This window comes from Sphingobium subterraneum (assembly GCF_014199435.1).
Lineage (GTDB): Bacteria > Pseudomonadota > Alphaproteobacteria > Sphingomonadales > Sphingomonadaceae > Sphingobium > Sphingobium subterraneum.
Genome location: NZ_JACIJP010000002.1, coordinates 540,999 through 554,601 on the forward strand (window position 1 = coordinate 540,999; position 13,603 = coordinate 554,601).

Sequence of the window (13,603 nt, forward strand, 5' to 3'; positions counted from 1 at the left end):
CTCGCGTTCCGGGAGGGTTCACAAATAGCCGACCAGACTGAGCTTCGAAAGTTGGGCAAAGACCGAATAGCTCGCCTCCAGCACCATCTTCTGCCGCGCAAGATCGATCGCGACGGAAGACAGATCGGCGTCCTCATTCTTTGATACGATGTCCTGCCACAGCAGGCTGCGTTGCTCGGCCCGTTTGGCGAGGGTTTCCACCTCACCCTGCATCCGCCCATTATCCGCATTGGCGACGCGCAATTGGGCAAGGCCATTGTCGATCTGGCCCAAGGCCTCGTTGAGCTTCGCGCTCTGCGCCGCCGTGGGCGTGGTGCCCAGCGTGCCTGCTTCGGCGAGCGTGCGGAACGCCTGGTAAAGGCCGCTTCCCACCTCGCTCGCGACCAGCCCATATTGCACGGTCAACCCTTCGGAGACCTCGGCCGATGCGCGCACGGCGTCGTTGGCGAATACGTCCGCGTCGGTGGTGCCGACCAGCCCCGCCAGCGTGTCGACCTGGAACGGCGTGTCGAGCGTCTGCGCGCCGCCGTAGAGCGCCACGCCGCGCTCGGTGCTGTTGAGGCTGACGCGAAACTGGTGGAACGCTCCGTCAATCAGAGCCTGCAAACCCGTGGTCTGGCCGGTGCCGATCGCCTGCAGCATATTCTGGCGCAAATCGCTGACCGCGCTGTCAATCGTACTCATGCTGGCGTCGTAGATCGACAGGGTGGTGCCGACCTGATCGGCGACGGCGGCATGCGCCTCCTGCCGCGCGATCATCGACCGGGCAGAAAGGATACGCGCGGACTGTGTGCCAAGCGACGCATAATCCTGCGCCTTTTTTCCGGTCGCAATCTGTTGCTGCGTGACGGCAAGGGCAGCCTGCGATCGCTGGATGGCGCTCGCCATGGTGGCCTGCAAGGGTATGGTCGCGACACGGGCCATCGAATGCTCTCCTATCCGACCATTTCGATCAGGGTGTCATACATCTGGCTGGCAGTCGTCATGACGCGCGCCGCGGCGGAATAGCTGTTCTGCAAGACCACCATCTGCGCGAGTTCCTCGTCCAGATTGACGCCGGAGAAGCTGTCGCGACGATTGACGGCATCGGCCTTGCGTGCGGTGGCGTCGGTCAGGCGGTCGGTCGCCTGCGCGGCGGCGGTGCCGATGCCGCCCATCAGCGTGCTGGCGAAGCGGTCGATGCTGCTCCTGCCCTTGCCCGCAAAATCCTGCGCGGCAGAAAGGGCGTCGACGAGCCGTACCGCACCGCTGACGTCGCCGCTGCCCAGCGCGCGTGCGCCCATGGCGACTCCGGTTTGCAGCGTGGCGAGCGGCAGGCGTTGCGGATCGCCGGACAACTCGCGCCGCATTTCGGCGTTAGCAAGGCCGGACCATCCGCCGGTCAGGCCCGAAAGCATCGTGAACGACCGGCCGGTGCCCGCACGGTTGGTCGAGTCGGACGGACTGGAGAGGGTGGCGCCGGACACGCTGGCGAGTGGCGTAAACGCGAAACGTCCGTTTCCGTCCAGCGCAAAGGAACCGAACTGGCCAAGCGGGCTGGCGTTCAGCTGGGTGACGAGATCGCCAAACGTGCCACCGGGGGCAGGGGAGAGGCCATGGCTGGCGAGGACCCGCCCGTCGACGCCGCGCAGCACGATCTGCGCGGTTTCCGCCGCGCCGAAGCCGTGCGGATCGCTTGGCCGAAAACCGGCGGGGGTGAGCGCGCTGCTGCTGCTCACCACCATGTCGTTGAGGCCGAAGAACTGCGATACGCCGACGCCCGCCCGTGCGCTCGGATTGGGACTGCCCTGGCCGATGACGACGCCATTGAGTGCAGAAGTGGCGGTAAAGGACAGCGTGCCCGATGTATCGACGCTCATCGTGGCCGCGCCGCCAAGACCCGCGTTCACCGCCGCGATCATGTCGTTGACCGTCGCGGTGGGGCCGAGGGAGTCGAAATCGACCGTGGTGGTGGCAACGAGATTGCCCGCCTTGCTGGTGACAGCGAACTGCGCCGAGCCGGTAAAGCCGAGCCGATCGTTGCCGATCAGCCCGGTGGGGCGTCCGGCGAGCGCGGTGGGTGGCGGCACGGCACTTGCGCCATTGGACGCCGCGTTCAGCGTTTGCGCGAGCCCGCCGAAAAAGAGGCCGAGCGTGTCGGTAAAGGCGGGCAGCACATTGTCGCGCAGGTTGATGAGGCCATCCAGCGCACCCCCCGAGGCCGCACCGCTCAGCTTTTCGCCCGTGTCGGCGCCCGCAAGGCCATTGTCGTCGGCAAAATGGACGCTGATGGCGGGATAGCTGGCCTGCGCTGTGCCATCACCCGGCATCGGATAGTCGAGCGCCCGCAACTGCCGATCAAGCAGCACCGCACCGTCCGCGCTGTCGATGGAAATGCGCCCGTCCGGCTGATGCCGCACCGCAATCTTGATGAGGCCGGACAGTTCCTCCACCGCCATCATCCGCTGGTCGGCCGCGCCCGATGAACTCTGCCCCAGCCCGTTCAACCGGGTCAGCGTGCCGTTGAGATCGTGGATGCGCGCGAGCAGCCCGTTAATGCGATCGACGGTGAAGCTCACCTCGGTCTCGACATCGCCCTTCAATTGGTCGCTATCCTGCGAGAGTTGCTGCATGGAATTGATGGTGTCCTGCACGCTGCTGGTAAACGCGGCGACGGTTTGCGGAGAATTGGCGAGGCCCGTCATCGCGATGGCGGCGGCCGACAGGCTGTCGATGCGGGCGGGCAGTCCGGCTTCCGATCCTGGCGCGCCGAGCAGCGCCTGCAGCCGGTCGAGATAATTGGCTTCCGCATCGTAGCGGCCCATATCGCCCGCGCGACGATAGACCGTGTCCTCCAGGAACGTGTCGGCGACGCGTGTCGGCTCGCCCACCACCACGCCGTTAACGCGCCCCTGCACCACACCGGTGGTCAGCGTCACCTTTTCCCGCGCGTAACCCGCCGTGCCGACATTCGCGACATTGTTGGACACAGTCCTGAGCGCCGACTGCGCTGCGTTCAGCCCCGACCGGGCGGAAGAGAGGATGTCGTTGAGGGACATTATCGTTGGGCCTCAAGCGCCGGCGGCGACATCCGTCGCCTTGGCTTTCCTCGCATAAGCTCGGGCGGCCGTTCGGCCTTGCGAACCCTGAGGGGTTCGGTGACGGCGACCGTAAGGCTGTTCCCGAAGTCGGCCCGAGTCCTCATCATCACCGCTTCAGATTGCTGACTTCCTGCAGCATATCGTCCACCGTGGTGATGATCTTGGACGACGCGCTGTAGGCCCGTTGGAAGCGGATCATGTTGGTAAACTCCTGCGCCAGATCGACATTCGACCCTTCGAGCGTCCCGGAGCTGATCGACCCCGCGCCCAGCACGCCGGGCTCGTTGAGCGCGGCCGATCCGCTGTCCTGCGCGATGGCGAAGCCGTTGCCCGGCGTGCGGGTCAGGCCATCGGGGTTGGGGAAGGTAGCGATGGGGAGCTGGTAGAGCGCGCGCGCCGTGCCATCCTCGAAGATCGCGCTGACCCGGCCGGTCTTGCTGACTTCGACAGAGGCGACATTGCCAAGCAGTCCGCCATTGACGTTCGAGGAGATCATCGCGCTCTCGCTGCCGAACTGGGTGAGCCCGTCGAGGCCATTCTGGCTGCCGAGATTGAGGGCGATCGGCACCGATCCCGCGCTGTTGGTCCAGGCTGGGGTGAGCGTGCCGAACAAGGCGGGGGACGATCCCGCGACATCCAGGCTGCCATCCGGGTTGAACGCGATCGTCCCGCTGGCGAGCAGGCCGTTAGTCGCGGTCACGTCGCTTGCCGGGTTGGCAACAATCTCCGCCTGCCACACATTGGGCGCGGTCTTGACGAAGGAGAGGTTGATGCGGTGCGCGCCGCCCTGCGCGTCATAGACTTCGAGCGAGCGGCTGAACTGGGGCGTGGCTGTCCCCGCCGCCATGTTGCCCGCCGCATAGATTCCGGCAAAGACCGGGGTGGTCGATTGCAGGTTCGCGCGCATCTGCACGCGGGTGGTCGGCGTCGCCGTACCGGTCAGCTCTGCGACGCGCACCGGCTCCAGCGCGGCAAGCGTCCCGGTGTTGGTGTAGTTGCCGACCGAATCGAGCCGCCACCCTTGCAGATAATAGCCTGAACTGTTGCGCAGATAGCCCTGTTCGTCCGGGCGGAACGATCCGGCGCGGGTATAGGCGACCGCGTCGCTGGTCCCCGTGCCGGTGCGCGTGACGAAGAACCCTGCCCCGTCGATGCCGAGATCGGTGGTGCTGCTCGATGCCTGCAACAGTCCCTGTTTCGAAATGAGCGCGTGGGGCGCGGCGGCGACACCGCCCGCCGAAAAGGCGCTCGATGTGCGGCCATCGGTTACCAGCGACTTGAACTGGGTTTCGATGCCCTTGTAACCGATGGTGTTGATGTTGGTGATGTTGTCGGCAACCGTGGCCATCGCGCTCGATTGCGCGCCCAGCCCGGATACGCCGGCATACAGTGCGGAATAAAGGCTCACCGGAAAATCCTCCCGAAATGCGGCGCGGCGGCCCGCGCGATCCTCAGGATATTATAGGACGGTCCCGACCCCATCCGGCACGGCGGATCCGGAAAGGCGCCTATCATCCTATAATGAAGCAGAAGAGGGGATGAGGATGCTCAGGATCAATCTGCGCGACGGCGAACAGGTGGTGGTCAACGGCGCGGTGCTGCGCGCCTGCGGACGGACCGCGCTGTGGCTCGAAAACGAGGCCGCCGTGCTGCGCGGGCGGGAGGTGATGAAGCCGGAAGAAGCCAACACTCCCGCCCGTCGCCTCTATTTTGCGTGCATGATGGCCTATCTCGATCCGGCTGGGCGGGACAGCCATCAGGAAGCCATCCTGATCCTGCTGGGTGACCTGATCAACGCCGTGCGGGCGCTTCATGCCCGCATGGCCTGCGCGACCTTCGCGCGGCTGGTGGCGGAACATGACTATTACCGCGCGCTGGCCGAATGCCGCACGCTCATCGACCATGAAGCGAAATTGCTGGGGGGTGATGGCGCTCCGGCGGCGCAGGCGCACTGAGAGCCGCGATGCACACCGGCCTAAGTCAGGTCGCCCGCGCGATCCGTCATCTGCCGCCCGATACGCTTTATGGCCGGGTCGTCGCGGTGCAGGGCGCGCTGATCGAGGTGGAAGGACTGCACGGCGCGGCCAGCATCGGTGCGCATGTGCGGCTGGACAGCGATGACGGCGCGGTCGATGCGGAGATCACCGGGTTGGACCGCGGCATTGCCCATTGCTTGCCGTTCAGCGAGCCGCGCGGCATCGCCACCGGGATGCGCGCTACCCTGTCCATCGGGCAGGATTGCATCCGCCCCGGCCCCGGCTGGCTTGGGCGGATGGTCGACGGGCTGGGACGGCCGATTGATGGCAGGGGGCCTCTGGCGCCGGGCGACCAGCGTCGCCCGATGCGCGCCGATCCACCCCCGGCGGCCGAGCGGGCACGCGTCGGGTCGCGCATCGATACGGGCGTGCGTGCGCTCGATCTCTTTGCGCCGCTGTGCATCGGCCAGCGGCTGGGCCTGTTCGCCGGATCGGGCGTGGGAAAATCAGTGCTGCTCTCCATGCTGGCGCGCTGGACGCAGTGCGATGTCGCCGTCATCGGCCTGATCGGCGAGCGCGGGCGCGAAGTGCAGGAATTTGTCGAGGACGATCTCGGGCCGCAGGGTCTGGCGCGCTCGGTGCTCGTTGTCGCGACGTCGGATGCGCCCGCGCTGATGCGGCGGCAGGCGGCATGGACGACGCTCGCTGTGGCCGAGCATTTCCGGGATCAGGGGCTGCATGTGCTGTGCCTTATGGATTCAGTCACCCGCTTTGCCATGGCGCAGCGGGAAATCGGCCTGGCCAATGGGGAACCGCCCGCCTCGCGCGGGTTCACACCTTCGGTCTTTGCCGAGTTGCCCCGCCTGCTCGAACGCGCCGGGCCGGGCGCGCAGGGGGCCGGGAGTATCACCGGACTGTTCACCGTGCTCGTCGACGGTGGCGACCATGACGAGCCGGTGGCGGACGCGGTGCGCGGCATATTGGACGGGCATGTGGTGCTGTCGCGCGCCATCGCCGAACAAGGGCGCTATCCCGCCATCGACATCCTGAAATCCGTCTCCCGCACCCTGCCGCACTGCCTGTCGGGCGCGCAGAACGCGCTGCGCATGGAAGCGCGGAGCATATTGTCCCTATTTGGGGACATGGAGGAAATGGCCCGTCTGGGCGCGTATCGCGCGGGCAGCAATGCGGATGTCGACCGGGCGATGCGGATTGCGCCGCAGATCGAAGCGTTGATCAGTCAGGGGAAGGATGACCGGGGGCTTAGCGATGGCGCGTTCGCGGATTTGGCGGATATTCTGGCACCGGTGCAGCCTTGAAAACGCCGTTCGACACGATCGTGCGCATCGAAACGCGCCGTGTGGAGGAAATTCGCCTCGCCGTGCACGGCGAGATGGCGCAGGTCCGGCAGTGGGCGGAGGCGGAGCAGGCTGTTGCTCATGCCATGCGTGCGGAATGCGAGAGCGCGGCGAGCGATCCGATGCTCTCCACCCACGCATGGCTTCGTGCCCGCATGGCCGATGCAGCGACCGCCGCACGGCATCGGTCTGCAAGCGAGACGGCGCTCGCCCAGTTGCGCGACAAGGCGAGCAATGCCTATGGCGCGCTGCGCGTCGCGCAGGAGGCTGCGCGCCGACATCGCGAGCATATCGCCCGCCAGCGCTCCCGTTTCGAGCAGGCCGAGGCCGACGATCTTTCCCAGGCGCGCCGTCTGCTGCGTGAACGCCGCGCGGCGATGACCGCGCGGTGGGGCGGTCCGGCATGAACATGGCATCGCCGATAACAGAGGGGCAGGCCGCCCGGCTCTCGCCGCGCCAGAAGGCCGATGTCATTCTTTCCGCTGCACGGGCCGACATGGCGCAACGCCTGTGGCAGGTAGCGATTGGCGGAGCTGACGATGACGAACCGGCGGTGGCGGGTGTCAGGGCACAGGGCGATGCGCCGTTGACGCTGGACGCGGTGCTGGCGACGCTCGGGATCGCGGACAACATAACACCATCGGTGGGCTCCCCCGCTCCGGTTGATATCCCTACGCCTCCCCAGACGAAGAGCATGGCACGTTCGCCCTCTCCCGCCGGCGCCGGACTGGGCGCGAACGAAGCCTTTCGCCCAGCGCTTGCGACCGCGAGCGCGCGGACGGGCATTCCGCAGGCGGCGCTGGCCGCGATCGTCGATGCGGAGGCGTCGCGCGGGCCGGACGGCGCATGGAATCCGCTGTCGCGCAACCCGCGCTCCAGTGCAGCGGGTCTGGGACAATTCCTCAGCGGCACATGGATCGGCATGGCGCAGCAACCAGACACGTTCTTGCACGATGCTGCGCGGCAGCGGGGATGGCTCGATGCGCAAGGCCGGGTGAGAGGCGAAGCGCGCTCGGCGCTGCTGGCGCTGCGCGACGACGCAGCGGCGTCGATCGAGACGGTCGCGGATTATGCGCGCGTCAATATCGCCCGGCTGCGCCACGCGGGCGTGCCCATCGGCTCCGGGGTCGGCGCGACCGCGCAGGCCGCCTATCTGGGTCATCACCTGGGGCTGGGCGATGCGGTGAAGTTCCTGCGCGGCACGATCGATGCCGGGCGGGCAGAACGACTGCTCAGCGCACAAGTCGGCGATGTGCAGGCGCGACGGCTGATTGCCGGAGCGGGTGATGCGGCGCTGGCCCATAGGACCTGGCTCACCGCCTATGTGGCCCGCAGTGTCCGCCCCGACCGTTATCAGCAATTGTAGGATAAGTATTCCTACTTATGGGATGATTTAGGATAGAATCAGCACATCGGGTTACTCCGTCCCCAACAGCATCACGCTGGATTGTATGGGGACCACCAATGTCGAAAACCACCGAATTGCTCGAAGCCGCCGTCGCCGAAGTCATCGCCAACCGCCCAGCGGAAGGGGAACGCCCCTCCGCCCGCCAGCGTGCCGCCGTCGACCGCGCGTTTGCGCGCGTGCTGAAGATCATCGCGCCGCGCATCCGTCACTTCATCAAGCAATATGGGCTGACCGCGCACTGGGACGATGCCGAGCAGGTCTGTGCCATTGCCGTCCATCGCGCGATCGAGGCCTATGATCCCGAAAAGGCGATGTTCACGACCTTCATCAACTGGCAGATCCGGGGTGAGCTGCAGGGGTTGCGTTTCCGCCTGATGGAAGACCAGCGCCCGTCGGCGCGCAAGGTCGAGGCCGTCACCATCTCCCTGAACAACAGCGAGAGAGGCCCGGATGGAGAGGAGCTCTCCCTCGAAGCCATGCTGGAAGACGAAGGCGCGATCGCACGGACCGAGTCCGCCGCGGCCGATCATCTTGCGCAGATCGCCGCCGAAACGCTGATGGACGAATATGTGCGGCATCTGCGCGCCGTCGGCACCAGTCAACTGAAGCGCAAGGCCAATACGGGCCGCACCGTCACAACCCGTACCGATGGTCCCGCGCATCTGCCCAAATATGTGCATGTCCGTGGCAGCAGCATCGATCCCGTCGAGCTGGAGAAGCTGGAAGACCGGATCCGGCGGGATCGGGAAATCGTTGCGCGTCACCTGTTCGCGCATCCAAGTGCGGAGATCGTCGAGAACGACCCCGTGCTCACCAAAGAACGCATTCGCCAGATCACGCGGCGCGCGGCGCGGGTGATGACGGAGCTTGTCGCCCGGAATCCGCGCTTTGCGGGCATCCATGATCCCGCTGTGCCGCAGGAGGCGCCGAGCGTCGATAGCGCACCGTCCCATCCGATTGACAGCGTGTCGGGGCCGGGAATCCTTCCTGCCGGTGGTCTGCCGTTCCAACAGAGGGTGACGGTTACCGCGCCCGACGCGGCAGAAGACGAGAATATAGTCAGTCCGATGCTGGCCACCCCGACCCGGCCCTCGTCACGGCTTCGTCACTAACCGGGGCGGGGGCGATCTGTCCCCTTTCCCACCGTAAACCCCGCAACTGTTCCTCCTATAATTACACCATTGTCGATCAATTTTCCCGGAATACCGCGCGAATGCGGGCAAAATATCTTTGCGCGGTCCTGCTTATCCGATAACGACGTCCTGCCTTTCACGGGGATGCCCCAGCGGAGACAGGAACGGATCGGGAATGCCACGGACACGGATGCTGGAAAGCGATGTGTACAGCCGCGCGGCCCTGCGCGAAGGGGAAAGCCATTCCGGAGGCACGATCCGCATCGATTTCTACCGTCAGATTGTCTTTCCCAACGCCATTCGCGAACAACGGCGGCGCAAAGGCCATGAATCGCTGCTGATGCTGGCGATGCAGATCCCGAACATTCCCTATATTCGCCTCTCGAAGATTGAGCGGGGTGAGGTGTTCGCCAAGGCTCCGGAGCTCCAGCAGATTGCGGCGGCCCTGGGCGTCGAGGCGCAGGCGTTGCTGGTGGATGTCGATGCTCCGGACTTTTCTATCGCCCTGTGGGCGGGACTGCGGGGAGAATCCACGCGCGCGAACCGCGAAAAGGAGGAGTTGGCGCTGCTTCTTGCAGCGGCATTCCGGGCGCGGCGGGCGGGTGACCCCGCACTGACACTGGCGGTGCTGCAATCCCGATATGCGCTGCCCGCCGTCATCATATCGCGGATCGAGAATGCGGTAAAAGCGCCGGATCGCTGGAATGCCGCGACGGTGCAGGCGATCTGCGCCGTGCTGGGCGTGGCCGATGCGCCGTACTTGGGTGGTTGGCTGCGTGCGGCTCATGCCAGCGGATCGCTCGCCCCTTGGCTTGCACAGATCCCCGGCGCGGCCGAGCGGGAAGCGCGCACGCGCAGCCGGATCGCCGCCTTGCGGGCAGAGCTGGATCGGCTTCCCGCGCCGGAACCTGTCCTGCGAGATCCCGTCCCGGCCCAAGGAGCGGCGCCCGCGGACAGGACTGTTGCGGTAGAGGGTGCTCCCCTGCCCGATGGTCGCATTGCGCGCGCAGAGTCGGAGCAGCGGGTCACTTTGCCGGCGGGAAGCGGGCCGCGCAGCTTTGCCCTGCGCATGTGCCGCCCGACTCTGGGCGCCACCGTGCCGGGCCACGCAATTTTGATCGTCGACCCGGATCGCTTTCCGTTTCACGGCGGGCTGGCGGTGCTCACCGAGCCGGAGGGCGTGCGCGTGCTGGTGGTGACGACCGACCGCGACGGCCATCTGCTGGGCCACAGCCTGAATCCCGAGAAGGCGCTGGTGCTCGATGCGGTGGCACCCGCCGATCTGGCGATGGTGACGGCGGTCCTGCTGGGCTAGGTCGGAACCACGCAGGTCCTTGTGATCAACGGCACAGCGGGACGCATCGTGTCAGGCCATGGGGGATTACCCCTTGCGGGATGGGGCGCGGCAGCGGTATCACCGCGCGATAAGACTAATCGGGCCGTAAGGGAGTGGCACGACGACCAGGTCGGGCAAGCGCTTGATGTCTGGCGTCGAATTTTGGGGGATTTGCGTGAACAGCCATTCGATATGGGCGCGATACATGCTGGCGGGCGCGGCTTTGCTTTCGGCAGCGGGTCCGGCCGTCGCGACGGAGCGTCAACCGAGCGTCATGGATGCCTTCCCAATCGGCACCGGGGGCAATGCGGTGTGCCGCGCGCAAAATGTCAGCACCGACCGCGCCGCAAAGGAAACGATGTTCGATCGCTCCTGGGCGCTGGCGTGTCGCGATTCGGCGGTCCCGATTGGGCAGATCTACGCCCTGCGCGCGGGAACGGACGTGCCGCTCGCGGCGCTGGTCGAACGCGTTGCGGTGTCCCGCACGGAGGCGGCACACTGCTCAACGTCGGGCGGAACCACCCTCGCGGACATTGGCGCGGTCGAAATGCGCAATTGCATGAGCGCGTCGGGCATCCCCTATCGCGTAACGGCCGTGCGCAAGGGGCGCTTTGCCTATATTGCGCAGGGCTATTCCGCTTATGCGAGCGTGCTCGACCTGGGACTGCGGACGATCGTGACCGACCGGATCGTCAAGGGATCGGTCGATGTCGCGACGCTGGGCACGGCCGATGCCGCCGCCTTCGCCCGTCTGCAGGCCCGCACGCTTGATCCCGAAACCGTGCTGGCGGAGGGCTATCGCCGCAACAATTCCGGCAATTATGCGGAAGCGGCCGAATTCTTCGACAGCCTGAGCGACCGGCTGGGCGAGCGCGACGACCGGCAGGCGCTGTCGCCCGCCGAACGCGCGAGCCGGGCGCATGAATACACCATCAACCGCGCGTTGCAGCTTTCCAATCTGGGGGAGTTCGACGCGGCCGCCCGCCTGTTCCGGATCGCCCGTCGCATGCCCGTCGCCGATCCGGTGCAAATCCACCTGCGTCGCAATTTCGAGGCGATGAACCTTCTCAACCAGCAGGATTATCCCGGCGCGACAGCCGTGCTGGATGCGCCGCTCGCGGCGCGCGATCTCTCCGTCGCGGGTGAGGCAGGGACGATCGAACTGGACCCGATGACCGTCGCGGAAATCAACGCCGGCCAGTCGATCAGCGGCGCGATGGGCGTACGACAGGATGTGAAGCTCACGCCGCAGGAGCGGCTCGCCATCATCGATGCGCAGGCGCAACAGTTGCGCGGCACGGCCCTGCGCCTGTCGGGCAAGCCCGCCGAAGCGCGTGCGATCCTGGCCAAGGCGCTGGCCGATGCCACCGCCATCCGCGACGGGCGCGTGGTGTCGATCACGCGGCTGCGCGCGCAGTTGCTCGGCGAAATGGCGCTAACCCACGAAGCGCAGGGCCAGATGGGCGAAGCCGAAGCGCTGTTGCAGCAGGGCGTGGCGCTGCTTGCCGCGCAATATCCCGAAACGGTGGCGATGAACGGCGCGCGGGCGCGTCTTGCGTCCTTCTACGCGCGGCACGGCCGAACCGACGATGCACTGGGGCTGTACCGCGCGGTGGTCGCGTCGACCGTGGGCAATCGCAACGCACTGACCGGGCTGAACAATCAGCTCGCGCCCTATTTCGCGCTGCTCGCCGACCAGATCCCGGCGCGGCCGGAGCTGGCGGCCGATCTGTTTACCGTGTCCCAAACTCTCGTCCGGCCCGGCGCGGCGGACACGATGGAGGTTCTGACCCGCGAGCTTTCGGCCGGATCGGGTGAGGCCGCGCGGCTGTTCCGCCAGTCGGTGTCGCTGTCGCGCGACATCGAGCGGTCGCGGATCGAGCTGGCCCAACTGGTGCAGGCGAACGCACGCGACGGATCGCTGGCCGGGCAGATTGCCGAGCGGCAACAGATGATCGCCGACCTGTCGGCGCAGCAGACCGGCACGCTCGCCGCGCTGTCCGCTTATCCGCAATATCGCGCGGTGTCGAAGGACGCGCTGACGCTCGCCGACATGCAGGCGGTGCTGAAGCCGGGTGAAGCCTATTTCAAGCTCGCGCAGATCGGCGATGCCCTCTACGCGGTCTATGTCGACGGGGCGGGGGCGACCGGCTATCGCGTCGGGATCAGCGCGACGGAGCTGGCGAGCCGTGTTACGGCGCTGCGGGCGACGATTTCCACGACGGTCAACGGCACGCAATCGACCTTCCCGCTCGATGTCGGTATTGCCCGCAGCCTGTATGTCGATCTGCTGAGCCCGGTCAATGCCCGGCTGGCATCCGTGCAGCACCTGATTTTCGAGCCCGATGGGGCCATGCTGCAGCTGCCGATCAACCTGCTGATCGCGCGGCAGGACGGGGTTGACGCCTATCAGAAGCGGATTGCCAATCCCAAGGCCGACGAGTTCGATTTTCGTGGCATCGCCTGGCTGGGCCGGGACCATGCGGTCAGCACCGCCCTGTCGGCGAAAGCGTTCCGTGACGCGCGTCTCGCGCCCGTCTCGTCGGCCAGCAACAGTTATATCGGCTTCGGGGAAAATGCCCCGGTCACCGCCGTGCGGCAGGCCGCGCTGACCCGATCGGCCAGCGGTGCGCAGAACATCGATTGTTCCTGGCCCGTGGGCGAATGGAGCAAGCCCATTCCGGCCACCGAGTTGCGCAGCGCCGCTGCCTTGCTCGGCGGATCGGGCGCGCAGGTGGTGACGGGCGCGGCCTTTACCGATGACGGGCTGATGGCGCGCAGTGATCTGGCCGATTATCGCGTCCTGCACTTCGCCACCCATGGTCTCGTCACTGCGCCGCGCCGCGAATGTCCCGCGCGCCCGGCGCTGCTGACCTCCTTCGGCAGCAGCGGCCGGTCCGACGGTCTGCTCCAGTTCGGGGAAATCTTCGACCTGAAACTCGATGCCGATCTCGTCATCCTGTCGGCCTGCGACACGGCGGGGACCGCAACCCGGGAAGCGACGCGCGCGGCGGGTCTGGGCGTAGGCGGGGGATCGGCGCTCGACGGGCTGGTGCGCGCCTTCATCGGCGCCGGTGGCCGGTCCGTCATCGCCAGCCACTGGCCCGCGCCGGAAGAATATAAGGCGACCGAGCGGCTGATCACCGGCCTCTTTACCGCCGGGAGCGATGCCTCAGTGGCGCAGGCGCTGCGTCAGGCGCAGGTGAAGCTGATGGATGACGCGCAGACATCGCACCCCTTCTACTGGGCGGGCTTCGCGATCGTCGGAGACGGGGCGCGTCCGGTGGTGGCGCAGCGCTGAGCGGCGGCGGA

Annotated in this window: 10 protein-coding genes; 7 read left to right on the top strand and 3 right to left on the bottom strand. The window is 66.7% G+C overall.

Annotation, left to right across the window (positions count from 1 at the left end; genetic code table 11):
- Positions 1–18 precede the first annotated feature (18 nt).
- The 3 genes from FHS92_RS09345 to FHS92_RS09355 all read right to left on the bottom strand — a co-directional run bounded on the left by FHS92_RS09345 (position 19) and on the right by FHS92_RS09355 (position 4,488).
- Positions 19–924, bottom strand: coding sequence for a flagellin (locus FHS92_RS09345; protein WP_184079796.1), 906 nt, complete (start codon positions 922–924; stop codon positions 19–21).
- 11 nt (positions 925–935) lie between these two features.
- Positions 936–3,038 carry a flagellar hook-associated protein FlgK gene (locus tag FHS92_RS09350; RefSeq protein WP_184079798.1) on the bottom strand — a complete coding sequence of 701 codons (2,103 nt, stop codon included), beginning with the start codon at positions 3,036–3,038 and terminating at the stop codon, positions 936–938.
- 148 nt (positions 3,039–3,186) lie between these two features.
- Positions 3,187–4,488, bottom strand: a complete 1,302-nt coding sequence (locus FHS92_RS09355) for a flagellar hook-basal body complex protein (RefSeq protein WP_184079800.1) — start codon at positions 4,486–4,488, stop codon at positions 3,187–3,189.
- A gap of 136 nt (positions 4,489–4,624) precedes the next feature.
- Between FHS92_RS09355 and FHS92_RS09360 the strand changes: the two genes are divergently transcribed.
- From FHS92_RS09360 to FHS92_RS09390, 7 genes are all read left to right on the top strand, one after another.
- On the top strand, positions 4,625–5,035 hold the full coding sequence (locus tag FHS92_RS09360; RefSeq protein ID WP_184079802.1) for a flagellar biosynthesis repressor FlbT: 411 nt from the start codon (positions 4,625–4,627) through the stop codon (positions 5,033–5,035).
- A gap of 8 nt (positions 5,036–5,043) precedes the next feature.
- On the top strand, positions 5,044–6,375 hold the full coding sequence (gene fliI, locus FHS92_RS09365) for a flagellar protein export ATPase FliI (RefSeq protein ID WP_184079804.1): 1,332 nt from the start codon (positions 5,044–5,046) through the stop codon (positions 6,373–6,375).
- On the top strand, positions 6,372–6,821 hold the full coding sequence (locus tag FHS92_RS09370; RefSeq protein WP_184079806.1) for a hypothetical protein: 450 nt from the start codon (positions 6,372–6,374) through the stop codon (positions 6,819–6,821). The genes fliI and FHS92_RS09370 overlap by 4 nt, the downstream gene beginning before the upstream one ends.
- Entirely contained in the window at positions 6,818–7,780 is a 963-nt protein-coding gene (locus tag FHS92_RS09375; protein WP_246351887.1) for a peptidoglycan-binding protein, read from the top strand. Before FHS92_RS09370 ends, FHS92_RS09375 begins: the two co-directional genes overlap by 4 nt.
- 98 nt (positions 7,781–7,878) lie before the next feature.
- A complete protein-coding gene (locus FHS92_RS09380) occupies positions 7,879–8,934 on the top strand; it encodes a sigma-70 family RNA polymerase sigma factor (protein ID WP_184079808.1) in 1,056 nt (351 codons plus the stop codon).
- A gap of 196 nt (positions 8,935–9,130) precedes the next feature.
- Positions 9,131–10,270 (top strand): helix-turn-helix domain-containing protein, encoded by a 1,140-nt coding sequence (locus FHS92_RS09385; RefSeq protein WP_184079810.1) that lies wholly within the window; start codon positions 9,131–9,133, stop codon positions 10,268–10,270.
- 196 nt (positions 10,271–10,466) lie between these two features.
- Positions 10,467–13,592, top strand: coding sequence for a CHAT domain-containing protein (locus tag FHS92_RS09390; protein WP_343056710.1), 3,126 nt, complete (start codon positions 10,467–10,469; stop codon positions 13,590–13,592).
- The last annotated feature ends 11 nt before the right edge of the window (positions 13,593–13,603 follow it).